This window comes from Streptomyces sp. NPDC079020, assembly GCF_044542225.1.
GTDB lineage: Bacteria > Actinomycetota > Actinomycetes > Streptomycetales > Streptomycetaceae > Streptomyces.
In genome coordinates, this window is the sequence record NZ_JBITUB010000003.1 from 107,391 (window position 1) to 119,041 (window position 11,651).

General features: G+C 71.1%; 13 protein-coding genes. 5 read left to right on the top strand and 8 right to left on the bottom strand.

Annotated features, from left to right (window positions below; genetic code table 11):
• Positions 1–305 precede the first annotated feature (305 nt).
• Together ACIGJO_RS07590 and ACIGJO_RS07595 are read right to left on the bottom strand one after the other, a co-directional pair.
• Positions 306–1,370, bottom strand: coding sequence for an NlpC/P60 family protein (locus ACIGJO_RS07590; protein WP_399953552.1), 1,065 nt, complete (start codon positions 1,368–1,370; stop codon positions 306–308).
• Between the two features lie 309 nt (positions 1,371–1,679).
• The gene (locus tag ACIGJO_RS07595; RefSeq protein WP_399953555.1) at positions 1,680–2,465 is read right to left on the bottom strand and encodes a class I SAM-dependent methyltransferase; all 786 of its coding nucleotides are present in this window, start codon (positions 2,463–2,465) and stop codon (positions 1,680–1,682) included.
• Positions 2,466–2,655: 190 nt separating this feature from the next.
• Between ACIGJO_RS07595 and mshA the strand changes: the two genes are divergently transcribed.
• The 3 genes from mshA to ACIGJO_RS07610 all read left to right on the top strand — a co-directional run bounded on the left by mshA (position 2,656) and on the right by ACIGJO_RS07610 (position 5,838).
• Positions 2,656–4,008 carry a D-inositol-3-phosphate glycosyltransferase gene (gene mshA, locus ACIGJO_RS07600; protein ID WP_399953558.1) on the top strand — a complete coding sequence of 451 codons (1,353 nt, stop codon included), beginning with the start codon at positions 2,656–2,658 and terminating at the stop codon, positions 4,006–4,008.
• Between the two features lie 161 nt (positions 4,009–4,169).
• A complete protein-coding gene (locus ACIGJO_RS07605) occupies positions 4,170–4,682 on the top strand; it encodes a YbjN domain-containing protein (RefSeq protein WP_399953561.1) in 513 nt (170 codons plus the stop codon).
• 346 nt (positions 4,683–5,028) lie between these two features.
• Positions 5,029–5,838 carry a hypothetical protein gene (locus ACIGJO_RS07610; RefSeq protein ID WP_399953564.1) on the top strand — a complete coding sequence of 270 codons (810 nt, stop codon included), beginning with the start codon at positions 5,029–5,031 and terminating at the stop codon, positions 5,836–5,838.
• A 45-nt stretch (positions 5,839–5,883) separates the two neighbouring features.
• On the opposite strand, the gene ACIGJO_RS07615 is transcribed toward ACIGJO_RS07610, so the two are convergent.
• A complete protein-coding gene (locus ACIGJO_RS07615; RefSeq protein WP_266932189.1) occupies positions 5,884–6,126 on the bottom strand; it encodes a hypothetical protein in 243 nt (80 codons plus the stop codon).
• A complete protein-coding gene (locus ACIGJO_RS07620; RefSeq protein WP_266932187.1) occupies positions 6,123–6,371 on the bottom strand; it encodes a hypothetical protein in 249 nt (82 codons plus the stop codon). The genes ACIGJO_RS07615 and ACIGJO_RS07620 overlap by 4 nt, the downstream gene beginning before the upstream one ends.
• 159 nt (positions 6,372–6,530) lie before the next feature.
• Here ACIGJO_RS07620 and ACIGJO_RS07625 point away from each other — a divergent pair, with 159 nt between their 5' ends.
• Positions 6,531–6,932: a hypothetical protein gene (locus tag ACIGJO_RS07625; protein ID WP_399953568.1), complete on the top strand. Its 402-nt coding sequence runs from the start codon at positions 6,531–6,533 to the stop codon at positions 6,930–6,932.
• Between the two features lie 70 nt (positions 6,933–7,002).
• Here the strand turns inward: ACIGJO_RS07625 and ACIGJO_RS07630 are convergent, their stop codons facing one another.
• Positions 7,003–7,782, bottom strand: a complete 780-nt coding sequence (locus tag ACIGJO_RS07630) for a calcium-binding protein (protein ID WP_399953571.1) — start codon at positions 7,780–7,782, stop codon at positions 7,003–7,005.
• Between the two features lie 232 nt (positions 7,783–8,014).
• Positions 8,015–8,776 (bottom strand): phosphoglyceromutase, encoded by a 762-nt coding sequence (locus ACIGJO_RS07635; protein WP_399953574.1) that lies wholly within the window; start codon positions 8,774–8,776, stop codon positions 8,015–8,017.
• A gap of 253 nt (positions 8,777–9,029) precedes the next feature.
• Between ACIGJO_RS07635 and ACIGJO_RS07640 the strand changes: the two genes are divergently transcribed.
• On the top strand, positions 9,030–10,427 hold the full coding sequence (locus ACIGJO_RS07640; RefSeq protein WP_399953577.1) for an MDR family MFS transporter: 1,398 nt from the start codon (positions 9,030–9,032) through the stop codon (positions 10,425–10,427).
• A gap of 73 nt (positions 10,428–10,500) precedes the next feature.
• Here ACIGJO_RS07640 and ACIGJO_RS07645 read toward each other — a convergent pair whose 3' ends face one another.
• Together ACIGJO_RS07645 and phoU are read right to left on the bottom strand one after the other, a co-directional pair.
• On the bottom strand, positions 10,501–10,650 hold the full coding sequence (locus ACIGJO_RS07645) for a hypothetical protein (RefSeq protein ID WP_266932180.1): 150 nt from the start codon (positions 10,648–10,650) through the stop codon (positions 10,501–10,503).
• A 283-nt stretch (positions 10,651–10,933) separates the two neighbouring features.
• Complete coding sequence (gene phoU, locus ACIGJO_RS07650; RefSeq protein ID WP_266932178.1) at positions 10,934–11,611, bottom strand: phosphate signaling complex protein PhoU; 678 nt, start codon at positions 11,609–11,611, stop codon at positions 10,934–10,936.
• Positions 11,612–11,651: the final 40 nt, after the last annotated feature.

Genomic DNA, 11,651 nt, shown 5'->3' on the forward strand with positions numbered 1-11,651 from the left:
GCGGTCCGTGGCAGGGGAACGGAATGGCGCAGGGGGAACGTCCGCTGTCATATGCGCAGCCATAAGCCGCGTCCCGGCACGGATCCGGCGAGATGTGCCGCCGCTCGGCGGGGGCGGAGGCCATGACAAACATCACGCGCCGCCGGGACACGGCGTGGCGCCGCTCACGTGATCCGGTTCACGCGGCCGGCCGGCCTGCCGGCTCGCACGGCGGACGCGGGCAACGGCTCCGGGCCGCCGCGGCGGTGCCGCGACGTGTCCGGCGTGTACCCGTGGTCCGCCGTGCGCGGTGGTGTTCCCGGCCCCTACTTGTCCGGGCGGACCACTCCGAGGATCCGCATCGAGCCCGCGCCGGCCAGCGTGACGTTCCGGCCGGGGCGCGGGGAGTGCACGATGGCGCCGTCGCCCACGTACATCCCGACGTGGCTGGCGTCGCTGTGGTAGATGATCAGGTCGCCGGGGCGCATGTCCTTGATGTCGATGCGCGGCAGCTGGCGCCACTGCTCCTGCGAGGTCCGCGGTATCGGGCGCTTCGCCGCCGCCCAGGCCTGCGAGGTCAGTCCCGAGCAGTCGTACGAGTCGGGGCCCTCGGCGCCCCAGACGTACGGCTTGCCGATCTCCCGGGTGGCGAAGGCCACCGCCTTCTTGCCGCTCGCGCTCGCCTCGCGGTTGATGTCCTTGAGCGCGCCGGAGGAGAGCCACGCGGTCTGCGCCGTGTACTCGGCCTCCTGCTCCAGCTTGAGGAGCCGGGCCAGTTCCTTCTTCTCCAGCTGCGATTCGAGCTTCTTCGCCGCCGCGATCTGGGCGTCGATCTTCTTCTTGGCCTTGGCCTGCTTGAGCCGGTTGGTTTCGAGCTTCTGCCAGTTGAGGCTCGCGTCCTGGGTGTACGTCTCCAGGTCCTCCTGGGTCCTGTTCAGTTCCGCCAGGACCTGCTTGGAGGCCTGCTGGCCCTGACGGACCTGGTTGACCCCGTCCAGGAAGAGCTGCGGGTCGTCGCTGAGGACCAGTTGCGCACCCGGGGGCAGCCCGCCGTTGCGGTACTGCTCGCGGGCCTGGGCGCCCGCCTGGTTCTTCAGCTCGGCGATCCTCGCCTGGCCGTCGACGATCGCCTTGGCCAGCTTGACGATCTCGCCGGACTGCTTCTCGGTCTGCTCCTCGGCGAGGTTGTACGCGTCCGTCGCCGCCCCGGCCTTGCGGTAGAGGGTGTCGATCTCCTGGCGGACCTCTTCGAGGCTCTTCTTCCCCGGCTTCGCGGGAGCGGTGGGGGAGGGCTCGGGAATCGGTGCGGCCATGGCCTGGACCGGCGCGGTCAGCATGGCCAGCGCGCAGACCAGAGTGATCGCGGCAGTGGCACAGTGGCGTCGGTTCACAAGCTCCCCCTCCGGGCGAATGCAACAAAAGTCAGGTAACGCGCATATGACTTACCGTCAGTAACTTCCCGGCGACGTCGCGATCGTGCCATGTCACCCCGTAAAGCAACAGAGGCCGAGCGCGGCTGACACGTCACACCCCTCTGCCGCATCCCCTGTCACTCCCCCTGTCACACCCCTGCCCCGGCCGGCGCACGTCCCGTAGATACGGGACGAACGATGAGTCGGCGACGTTCCCGGAAAGCGGCGATTCACAGCGTGCCGCGCGGTACCAGTTCCTCGCCGGGGTACGGGGCGCCCGCGCGGTATTCAGTCCCCGCCGGGGCGCAGGGCGCTCCACGGCACGGTGATCTCGCCCTGCCGCCACCGGCGTACGCCGTCCGTCGTCGGCCAGTCGGCGCGGAGCGCGCGCACGGCCGCGATCCAGCGCTGCCGGGCGCCCAGCGAGGCGTACGGGGCGGCGGAGGCCCAGGCCCGGTCGAAGTCGCGGAGGAAGGCGTGCACGGGCTCGCCCGGCACGTTGCGGTGGATCAGTGCCTTCGGCAGGCGCTCCGCGAGATCGGAGGGGCGCTCCAGCGAACCGAGCCGGGTCGCGAAGGTGACCGTCCGCGGGCCCTCCGGCCCCAGCGCCACCCACACGTGCCGCCGCCCGATCTCGTCGCAGGTGCCCTCGACGAGCAGCCCCCCGGGGGCCAGCCGCGCACACAGCCGCCGCCAGACCTCGGCGACCTCGTCCTCGTCGTACTGGCGCAGCACGTTCGCCGCCCGGATCAGCTGGGGCCGCTCCGGGAGCGGGATCTCGAAGCCGCCGTGGAGAAAGGTGAGCCCGTCCCGTTCGTACGGCTTCGCCGCGGCGACCCGGGCCGGGTCGATCTCGACACCGGCCACCGAGGTGCGCGGCTCGACGGTGCGCAGGCGCTCCAGCAGCTCGACGGCGGTCCAGGGGGCGGCGCCGTAACCGAGGTCGACGGCGAGGGGGGAGGCGGCGCGGCGCAGGGCCGGGCCGTGCACCGCGGCGATCCAGCGGTCCATACGGCGCAGCCGGTTGGGGTTGGTGGTCCCGCGGGTCGCGGTGCCGATGGGGCGCTGGCGCATGTACCGAGCGTATGTGACGGGCGGGGGCGGGCCGACGGGTGGAGAGCCGGTCGACGCGGACCGCTTCCGGTCATTCCCGCGTAATTATTTGGCAAAGCGGAAATGAAAGGCGGGATTCCACTGTTCTCGCCCTTCGGAGGGACTGCGTGCCCCTTCGAAGGCATGCCCTGAGCGAGGAGGAACGGGCTACGTGAGTCAGTACGTCTCTCGGCTCGGCCCCACCCGTGTGGCGCCGCGCATCAGGTTCCCCGGAGGCTTCCCCGGATCGCACCGCAAGCCGCGCCGTATCGCGATGCTCTCCGTACACACGTCCCCGCTCCACCAGCCGGGTACCGGCGACGCGGGCGGGATGAACGTCTACATCGTGGAGCTGGCCAAGCGCCTCGCCGCGATCGACATCGAGGTCGAGATCTTCACCCGGGCCACCACCGGCTCCCTGCCCCCGGCGGTCGAGCTGGCGCCCGGTGTCCTGGTCCGGCACGTCGACGCGGGTCCGTACGAGGGTCTGGCCAAGGAGGACCTGCCCGCCCAGCTCTGTGCCTTCACACACGGTGTGATGCAGGCATGGGCCGGTCAGCGCCCCGGCCACTACGACCTCGTCCACTCCCACTACTGGCTCTCCGGCCAGGTCGGCTGGCTCGCCGCCCAGCGCTGGGGCGTCCCGCTCGTCCACGCCATGCACACCATGGCGAAGGTCAAGAACGCCGCGCTCGCCGAGGGCGACACCCCCGAGCCGGCCGCCCGGGTCATCGGCGAGACCCAGATCGTCCGCGCCTCCGACCGGCTGATCGCCAACACCGCGGAGGAGGCCGACGCACTCGTCCGCTTCTACGAGGCCGACCCGGCGGCCGTCGCCGTCGTGCACCCCGGGGTCAATCTGGAGCGCTTCCGTCCGGCGGACGGGCGGGCCGCCGCCCGCGCCCGCCTCGGTCTGCCGCAGGACGCCCTGATCCCGCTCTTCGCGGGCCGTATCCAGCCGCTCAAGGCCCCCGATGTCCTGCTGCGCGCGGTGGCCGTGCTCCTGGACCACGAGCCCTCACTGCGCACCCGGATCATGGTGCCCGTCGTCGGCGGTCCCAGCGGCAGCGGGCTCGCCAAGCCGGAAGGTCTGCAGAAGCTGGCCGCGCGCCTGGGCATCGCCGATGTCGTACGGTTCCACCCGCCGGTCGGGCAGGACCAGCTCGCCGACTGGTTCCGGGCCGCGTCCGTGCTGGTCATGCCCTCGTACAGCGAGTCCTTCGGCCTGGTCGCCATAGAGGCCCAGGCGGCCGGCACCCCGGTCGTCGCGGCGGCGGTGGGAGGCCTTCCGGTGGCGGTGCGGGACGGGGTCAGCGGTTTTCTGATCCCGGGGCACGATCCGGAGGCGTACGCGCGGGCGATCGGCCGGTTCGCGGACGCGCCCGGACTGGTCGACCGGATGGGTGCGGCGGCCGCCGCGCACGCCCAGTCGTTCGGCTGGGACACGGCGGCTTCGGCGACGGCCGATGTGTACACGGCCGCGATGTGCGACCACCGTCGACGGGCCCGGACCCACCACGGCTGAGCGCCGGACCTTCCGGGTCGGGACCCACTGCGGCTGAGGACCGGACCTACGGGGGCGGGGCCGGACCTTCCACGCCCGAGGCCCCGGCCTGCCGGGCCGGGGCCGCTTCCGACGGGCGTACGAGATGCGTGCGCCCGTCGCCTCTGTCGTACGCTCGCCCCATGGCTGACGTACCCGACGAAACAGCAGCGGCGCAGGTCATCGAGGCGACCCTGAACGAGGCCGGGCTCGAATGGGAGAGCCCGGGATCCGGCAGTTACGTGGTGAAACTGCCAGGCACCCGCAAGCTGTCCACCACCTGTTCCCTGCTCGTCGGGAAGCACTCCCTCTCCCTCAACGCGTTCGTCGTCCGGCACCCGGACGAGAACGACGCGGCCGTGCACCGCTGGCTGCTGGAGCGCAATCTGCGCCTCTTCGGCGTGAGTTACGCGATCGACCCGCTCGGCGACATCTATCTGGTCGGCAAGCTTCCCCTCTCCGTGGTCACACCGCAGGAGCTGGACCGGCTGCTGGGCACCGTCCTCGAAGCGGCGGACGGTTCGTTCAACACGCTGCTGGAGCTGGGCTTCGCCAGCGCGATCCGCAAGGAGTACGCCTGGCGGGTGTCGCGCGGCGAGTCCACGCGGAATCTCGACGCGTTCACCCACCTGATCCAACGCCCGTCCGCCACCTGACGGTCTCGCCGGCGGAACCGACCGGGCGTGTACGGGGTGGAGCGTGGGCGGCGACCGGCGACCGGCGACCGGCGACCGGCGACCGGCGACCGGCGACCGGAGACCGGCGACCGGAGACCGGCGACCGGCGGAGGACCGGTGACAGGTGACGGGTGACGAGCGGGGCACACGGCGCCTTCACAAGCCGATCACAGCAGAATCACGATAGCGCCGGGTGGGCGGATATTCCGATGTTCGGACAGGTGTCCGATCGTAGGCTGTGGCGTACTGCGACGGCTCGTCCCGGTGGCGTGACGAACTGCCGCGCGGGGCAGTGCCGCTGCTCCACGAGACGGAGAGATGAACCATGCGCGCCACCGCTGTACGCCGTACCGCCCTTGTCGCTTCCGTGGCGTCCCTGGCCCTGCTGGCCACGGCATGCGGCGGCTCGGACGGCAAGGACGGCGGCGCGAGCAGTGCCGTGGCCGGGGACGGTGCCGGGCAGAAGCCCGCGGTGCGGACCCTGACCGCCGCGGAACTGAAGAAGGCCTCCCTGGTCCAGGGCGACGTCAAGGGCAACAAGATCGCCCAGGCGGGTCCCGACGACCAGGTCAAGGCGGGCAGCGTCACGGTCGACAAGAAGGAGTGCGAGCCCTTCGCCCACGCCTACCTCGGCGTCGAACAGGGCGAGCCGGTCGCGCGCACCCAGCGCACCGCTGTCAGCGAGCCCAAGAAGACCGACAAGGGCACCTCGCTCGAAGACCTCGCCGAGATGCCGGAGGGCGAGGCCGAGGACGCGTTCGCCGCGGCCTTCGACCTGACCTCCACGCTGGTCTCCCTCTCCTCGTACGAAGGCCAGGGGGCACCGGAGACCCTGGCGGCCGTGCGCGAGTCCGCGGCCAAGTGCGACGGCGGGTTCAGCATCACGATGGACGGGGACACGCAGAAGATCGCCCGGCTCTCCGAGGAGAAGGTGACCGGCGGCGACGAGGCCATCGGCTGGACGGTGACGAGCGAGAGCGAGGGCAAGCAGATCCCGTTCAAGCTGGTGGCGATGCGCCGGTCGGGCACGTTCGCGACGTTCGTCTCCTTCAACCTGGCCGCGACGGGTGGCAAGGCCGAGGGCTTCGAGCTGCCGACCGCGATCGTGACCGCGCAGGCGGCAAAGCTCTCCTGACCCGGGACGGGGGGGTGCGCCCCGTGCCGCTGTCCTGACGTCGCATCAGGGCAGCGGCACGAGCCGGACGACGGTGACGGTGAGCACGGAACCGGAGACGTAGTAGAGGACGATGGCGCCGAAGACCGTTGCCTCGCGCCGGTCGTGCTCGCTCTTGACGGCGGACGACCCGTGTCCGTACGGATCGCTCCCCAGGGTGCGGGCCATCTCGTCCCGGAAGGACTCGCCGTCCCGCATTTTGGCCAGGGTGTCGTCGGCGGGCGGTGCGTAGGAAATGCGGAAGCTCAAGCTACGCTCCGCCTCTCGGCCTCGTCCTGCGCCAGCCGGTCCAGGATCCGTTCGGCCTCGGGATCGGGCACGGCCTCCAGCATCCAGTGCCGCATCACGGCCTGGATCTCGTGCACACCCGCCTCGTTGATGGCGCGGTCGAACTCTTCGCGTCTCTCCTCGGGCAGGGTGGCCCGGATGTCCGGAATGCTGTTGGGCACCTCGACTTCGGTGCCGCCGACGAAGGTCTTCAGGGACTCGCCCATGACTGATCTCCCCGATCTCCTTGCCCTTGACGCCCGGTTGGCCCGCTCCGGTGCTCGCTGAGCACGGGAGTGGGGACACGCTATCGGGTGCCGGTGACACCCGGCCGGACGGCGGGGGAACGTGCTCCGGCTGTCAGTGGGTGCCCGTACATTTCCGGTATGGCTGAGAAACCGAGCGACCTCTGGCGCCGACAACTGACCGAGGAGGCGGCCGGGCTGGCGGCCGGCACCCTGACTCCGGAACGCGCCTTCACGACACAGTTGTTCCCCGACTCCCTCGTGACCGCGACGGACGAGACGCTCGGCTCCTTCGAGGCCGGGATGAGCGCCCTGGGCGCGCCCTCGGACGACGAGATCCTCTCCGCGGTCGAGCGCGTGGTCCTCGCTCTGAACGCGGTCAACGAGGCCCACGGCGGGGCGGGTTACGAGACGGGCGAGCGCGAACTGCTCTGCGAGTACATCGACGCGACCCTCACGGAGAACGGTGTCGATGTGACGGCACTGGCCGAACGCAACGGGATGGACCGGTACGAGATCACGGACGAGTGGCGGGAGTGGTAGACAGGGCGGCGCCGCCGCTGCCGGGAGGACCGGCCGCGGCGGCGCCGTAGGAAGAGCCCCTGTCCCGCGACTACTTGACGTCCACGAAGTCGCCGGCGGAGGTCACGGCCGGGGTGGTCGAGGTGCCTGCGAACTTGTAGCGGTAGTAGCCGTCCGCGGACGCGGTGACCGTGGTCTTCAGAGAGCCCGTCGAGGACGACGTGACCGTCTTGACGTCGGTGTACGTGGTGGAGGTCCTCTTGCGGTACTGCAGCGTCACCTTCTGCTTGGTGTAGCCCTTGTACGTGTGGGTGTCCCAGTTGGCCCGGGACAGCAGACCGGTGACGGTGAGGGTCTTGCCCTTCTTGACGGGCTCGGGCGAGGCGTTCGCGGTGAGCCGCGAGTTGCGCTGCACCTTGAACGTGGTGGCCGCGTCCCGGTGGATGTAGTTGGCGTCGTTGGCGGAGACCAGCGTGCCGAGCTTCCAGGTGGCCGCCGCGCTGTTGCCGATGAACCCGGTCGACGCCCGCGGGTCGAACGTCAGCGTGCCCGTGCAGGTCGAGGTGGTGGCGCTCGCCTTGACGCACGTGATCTCGTCGTCCCAGATCTGGGCGTAGTTGGGCGTCGGACCGAAGGCACTGAGGTACGTGGTCCTGGCGATGCCCGAGTTGTCCGAGGCGGTCACCGAGACCTTGGCGGACACCACCTTGGTGGTGCCGACCACGACCGGCTTGCCGCCGTTGATGACGACCTTGTCGAGCGTGATGTCACCGCTGCCGCCGTCCGCCGCCTGGGCGGAGGTGGCACCGACCGCACCGGCGACCAGCGCGAAGGCGGTGCCGAGCAGAGCGATACGAGTGGTTGTGCGCATGAACGTCCCCCCACGGGATTCCTTGGTCGATCAAGGGCAGCGTACGGCGTTGGCCAACGGTTCACCACGCGGTTGTCCGGCGCCGCCGGAGCGGAGACTTCACCCACGCCCGCCCCCGCCCCGCGCCCGTTCCGGTCCGTCGGCCGCCCGGCGGACCGGGACGGGCCCGGAACGCACGGAGGCCCCTGGTCCCGCACCGACGGTGCGGGACCAGGGGCCTGATCGAGCGGTCCTACTTCTTCTTGCCCTGGTTCTTCACGGCCTCGATGGCGGCCTTCGCCGCGTCCGGGTCGAGGTACGTGCCGCCCGGCTTCAGCGGGCGGAAGTCGGCGTCCAGTTCGTACGCGAGCGGGATGCCGGTCGGGATGTTGAGGCCCGAGATGTCCTCGTCGGAGATGCCGTCCAGGTGCTTGACCAGGCCGCGGAGGCTGTTGCCGTGGGCGGCGACCAGGACGGTCCTGCCGGCGAGCAGGTCCGGGACGATGCCGTCGTACCAGTACGGCAGCATGCGGACGACGACGTCCTTGAGGCACTCGGTGCGCGGGCGCAGCTCCGGCGGGATCGTCGCGTAGCGCGGGTCGTCGCTCTGCGAGAACTCGGTGCCGTCCTCAAGGGCCGGCGGCGGGGTGTCGTACGAGCGGCGCCAGAGCATGAACTGCTCCTCGCCGAACTCGGCGAGCGTCTGCGCCTTGTCCTTGCCCTGGAGGGCGCCGTAGTGGCGCTCGTTCAGGCGCCAGGAGCGGTGGACCGGGATCCAGTGACGGTCCGCCGACTCCAGGGCCAGCTGGGCGGTGCGGATCGCGCGGCGCTGGAGCGAGGTGTGCAGGACATCGGGGAGCAGACCGGCGTCCTTGAGCAGCTCACCGCCGCGGACTGCCTCCTTCTCGCCCTTCTCGGTGAGGTTGACGTCCACCCAACCGGTGAACAGGTTCTTCGCGTTCCATTCGCTCTCGCCGTGGCGGAGGAGGATCAGCTTGTACGGTGCGTCGGCCATGAGTCCGAGCGTAATCGAACCCCCGCAGCCTCAGCGCGCCCGGCCACAGGGCGGACAGCGGACGCCGGCCGGGGTGGCGGGCCGGGGTGCCGGGCCCGGGGTGCGGTGGCCGCGGCAGCGGGCCGGGCGGTGCGACGTTTGACGGTCGGCGTCAATCGAGTGGCGACCGGGAACCCGCCCTTCGTAATGTTCGGATTGCTTCCGGGGCTCTTACCGGCGGCCCCTGTTCCGTACGTCCCCGGGGGGAACCCGCATGTCTGTCGCCGGTTTCAGAAGAGCCGCACACGAGACCGTGTCCGGGCTCCCCAGGGAGTTCTGGTGGCTGTGGACCAGCACCCTGGTCAACCGGCTCGGGGCGTTCGTCGCCACGTTCATGGCGCTCTACCTGACGATGGACCGCGGCTACTCGGCCTCGTACGCCGGGCTCGTCGCCGCGCTGCACGGGCTCGGCGGGGTGGTTTCCTCGCTCGGCGCCGGAGTGATGACGGACCGGCTCGGGCGGCGGCCCACCATGCTGATCGCCCAGACCTCGACGGCGGTGTCCGTGGCGGTGCTCGGATTCATGGAGCACCCGTTCGCGATCGCCGCCGTCGCGTTCGTGGTCGGCATGGCGAGCAACGCCTCGCGCCCCGCCGTGCAGGCGATGATGGCCGACATCGTCCGGCCCGAGGACCGGGTGCGGGCCTTCTCGCTCAACTACTGGGCCATCAACCTCGGCTTCGCGGTCTCCTCCGCCGGGGCCGGGTTCATCGCCGAGTACAGCTACCTCGCGGGCTTCATCGGCGAGGCCGCGATGACTCTGTTCTGCGCCGTCGTGGTGTTCCTGAAGGTGCCGGAATCCCGGCCGGAGCAGGCACCGGTGGCCGGCGGGGGGAAGGCGGGGAAGGACGACGGCGTGCGGATCGGGACCGTCCTGCGCGACGGGCGGTTCATGGGTGTCGTCGGGCTGTCGTTCCTCGTCTCGCTGATCTTCCAGCAGGGGTACGTGGGCCTGCCCGTGGCGATGGGTGCGGACGGGCTCTCCAGCTCCGACTTCGGTACGGCCATCGCCGTCAACGGTGTGCTGATCGTCGTGCTCCAGATCCCCGTCACCCGTTTCATCGAGCATCGCGACCCGCGCCGCCTGCTGATCATCTCCGCGCTGCTGGCGGGGTACGGGTTCGGGCTGACCGCCTTCGCGGGGTCGGTCGGGGTGTACGCGCTGACGGTGTGTGTCTGGACCCTCGCCGAAATCGTCAACGCCCCGATCCAGACCGGCCTGATCGTGCAGCTGTCACCGGCTCAGGGGCGCGGCCGCTACCAGGGCATGTACACGATGTCGTGGGCCGTGGCCGCGCTCATCGCCCCGCTGATGTCGGGCGTCGTGATCGACCACTACGGCGCCGCCTGGCTGTGGGGAACCTGCGCGGTGCTGGGCACGGTGGCCGCCTTCGGCTACTGGCTGCTGATGCGGAACCTTCCGGGGTCGGCGGGCAGCGCGGTTCCCGCGGCGCCGGTGCCCGCCGGGGAGTCCTCGGCCGGGACCGCGCCCACCGGAGTGGTGGTCGCCGGTTCGGTGCCCGCGGGTCCGGTGCCCGCGGGGGGTAAGGATGCCGGGGCCGCGCCCGCCGGGGGAGCGGCCAAGGACCTGGCGGCCGGGAAGAAGGCCTGAAGGCGGTAGCCGGTACGCACGACCGTGCCGCGCGGCGGAGGTTCCGCCGCACGGCACCCGTCGCCGCGCCGGCTCAGCCGGAGCAGCCGCCGCACTGGCACGGGCCGCCGGACTGGCAGCCGCACCCGCAGCCCGAGCCGCAGCCGCAGGCGCCGAGCACGGTCAGGCGCACCACATCGGTCGGTGTCTCCTGCTGGGGTTCGGTCGTGGGGGAATCGGCCATGGTTCCTCCTCAGGGCGTACCGCTGGGCGGCGCACGGTCAGGAGCGCCGCCGGGGACGTACGCCAGGTGCGCACGCCGGGGACGTACGGCATGGCGTGCCGCCCCCACCCCATTGCATGCCCACCCCGGCAGGCGCATCAACGGCGCATACGCGCAGGAACAAACGTGCGACCATCGCACGCCGGAGGCGCCCCGGCCACCCCGGAGGCGCCCCGCCCGTACCCCGTCGTACCCCGCAGCGCCCCGTCGCTTCCCCCCGTCCCCGTACACCTGTCGCTCGGTCCTACACGCCGTCCACCGGGGCCGCCGCCTGGATCTCGTCCGCGTGCTCGCCCGTCACCAGGTAGACGACGCGCTTGGCGACCGACACCGCGTGGTCGGCGAAACGCTCGTAGTAGCGGCCGAGCAGCGTCACGTCGACGGCCGTCTCGATGCCGTGCTTCCAGCGGTCGTCCATCAGGTGCTGGAACAGGGTGCGGTGCAGCAGGTCCATCTCGTCGTCGTCCTGCTCCAGCTGGAGCGCCAGGTCGACGTCCTTGGTGATGATGACCTCGGCGGCCTTGGCCATCAGCCGCTGTGCGAGCTGGCCCATCTCCAGGATCGTGGCGTGCAGGTCGTGCGGTACCGCGGACTGCGGGAAGCGCAGCCGGGCCAGCTTGGCGACGTGCTGGGCGAGGTCGCCCGAGCGCTCCAGGTCCGCGCTCATCCGCAGCGAGGTGACCACGATCCGCAGATCCGTGGCCACGGGCTGCTGGCGGGCGAGCAGGGCGATGGCACGTGCCTCCAGGTCGTGCTGGAGGTCGTCGACCTTCTGGTCGGCGGCGATCACGCTCTCCGCGAGCTTGAGGTCGGCGTCGAGCATGGACGTGGTGGCCCGCCCGATGGCCGACCCGACGAGCCGGGCCATCTCGACCAGGCCTTCGCCGATGGAATCGAGTTCCTCGTGGTAAGCGTCGCGCATTGAAGTCTCTCCAGTTTCTTGGACCGTCCTGGGGCCGGGC

Coding starts and splice junctions, on each gene's coding strand:
- ACIGJO_RS07595 (WP_399953555.1), bottom strand. CDS start 2,465: ATGCGCCAGCGCCCCATCGGCACCGCGACCCGCGGGACCACCAACCCC.
- ACIGJO_RS07605 (WP_399953561.1), top strand. CDS start 4,170: ATGGCTGACGTACCCGACGAAACAGCAGCGGCGCAGGTCATCGAGGCG.
- ACIGJO_RS07610 (WP_399953564.1), top strand. CDS start 5,029: ATGCGCGCCACCGCTGTACGCCGTACCGCCCTTGTCGCTTCCGTGGCG.
- ACIGJO_RS07620 (WP_266932187.1), bottom strand. CDS start 6,371: ATGGGCGAGTCCCTGAAGACCTTCGTCGGCGGCACCGAAGTCGAGGTG.
- ACIGJO_RS07625 (WP_399953568.1), top strand. CDS start 6,531: ATGGCTGAGAAACCGAGCGACCTCTGGCGCCGACAACTGACCGAGGAG.
- ACIGJO_RS07630 (WP_399953571.1), bottom strand. CDS start 7,782: ATGCGCACAACCACTCGTATCGCTCTGCTCGGCACCGCCTTCGCGCTG.
- ACIGJO_RS07635 (WP_399953574.1), bottom strand. CDS start 8,776: ATGGCCGACGCACCGTACAAGCTGATCCTCCTCCGCCACGGCGAGAGC.
- ACIGJO_RS07640 (WP_399953577.1), top strand. CDS start 9,030: ATGTCTGTCGCCGGTTTCAGAAGAGCCGCACACGAGACCGTGTCCGGG.
- ACIGJO_RS07645 (WP_266932180.1), bottom strand. CDS start 10,650: ATGGCCGATTCCCCCACGACCGAACCCCAGCAGGAGACACCGACCGAT.
- phoU (WP_266932178.1), bottom strand. CDS start 11,611: ATGCGCGACGCTTACCACGAGGAACTCGATTCCATCGGCGAAGGCCTG.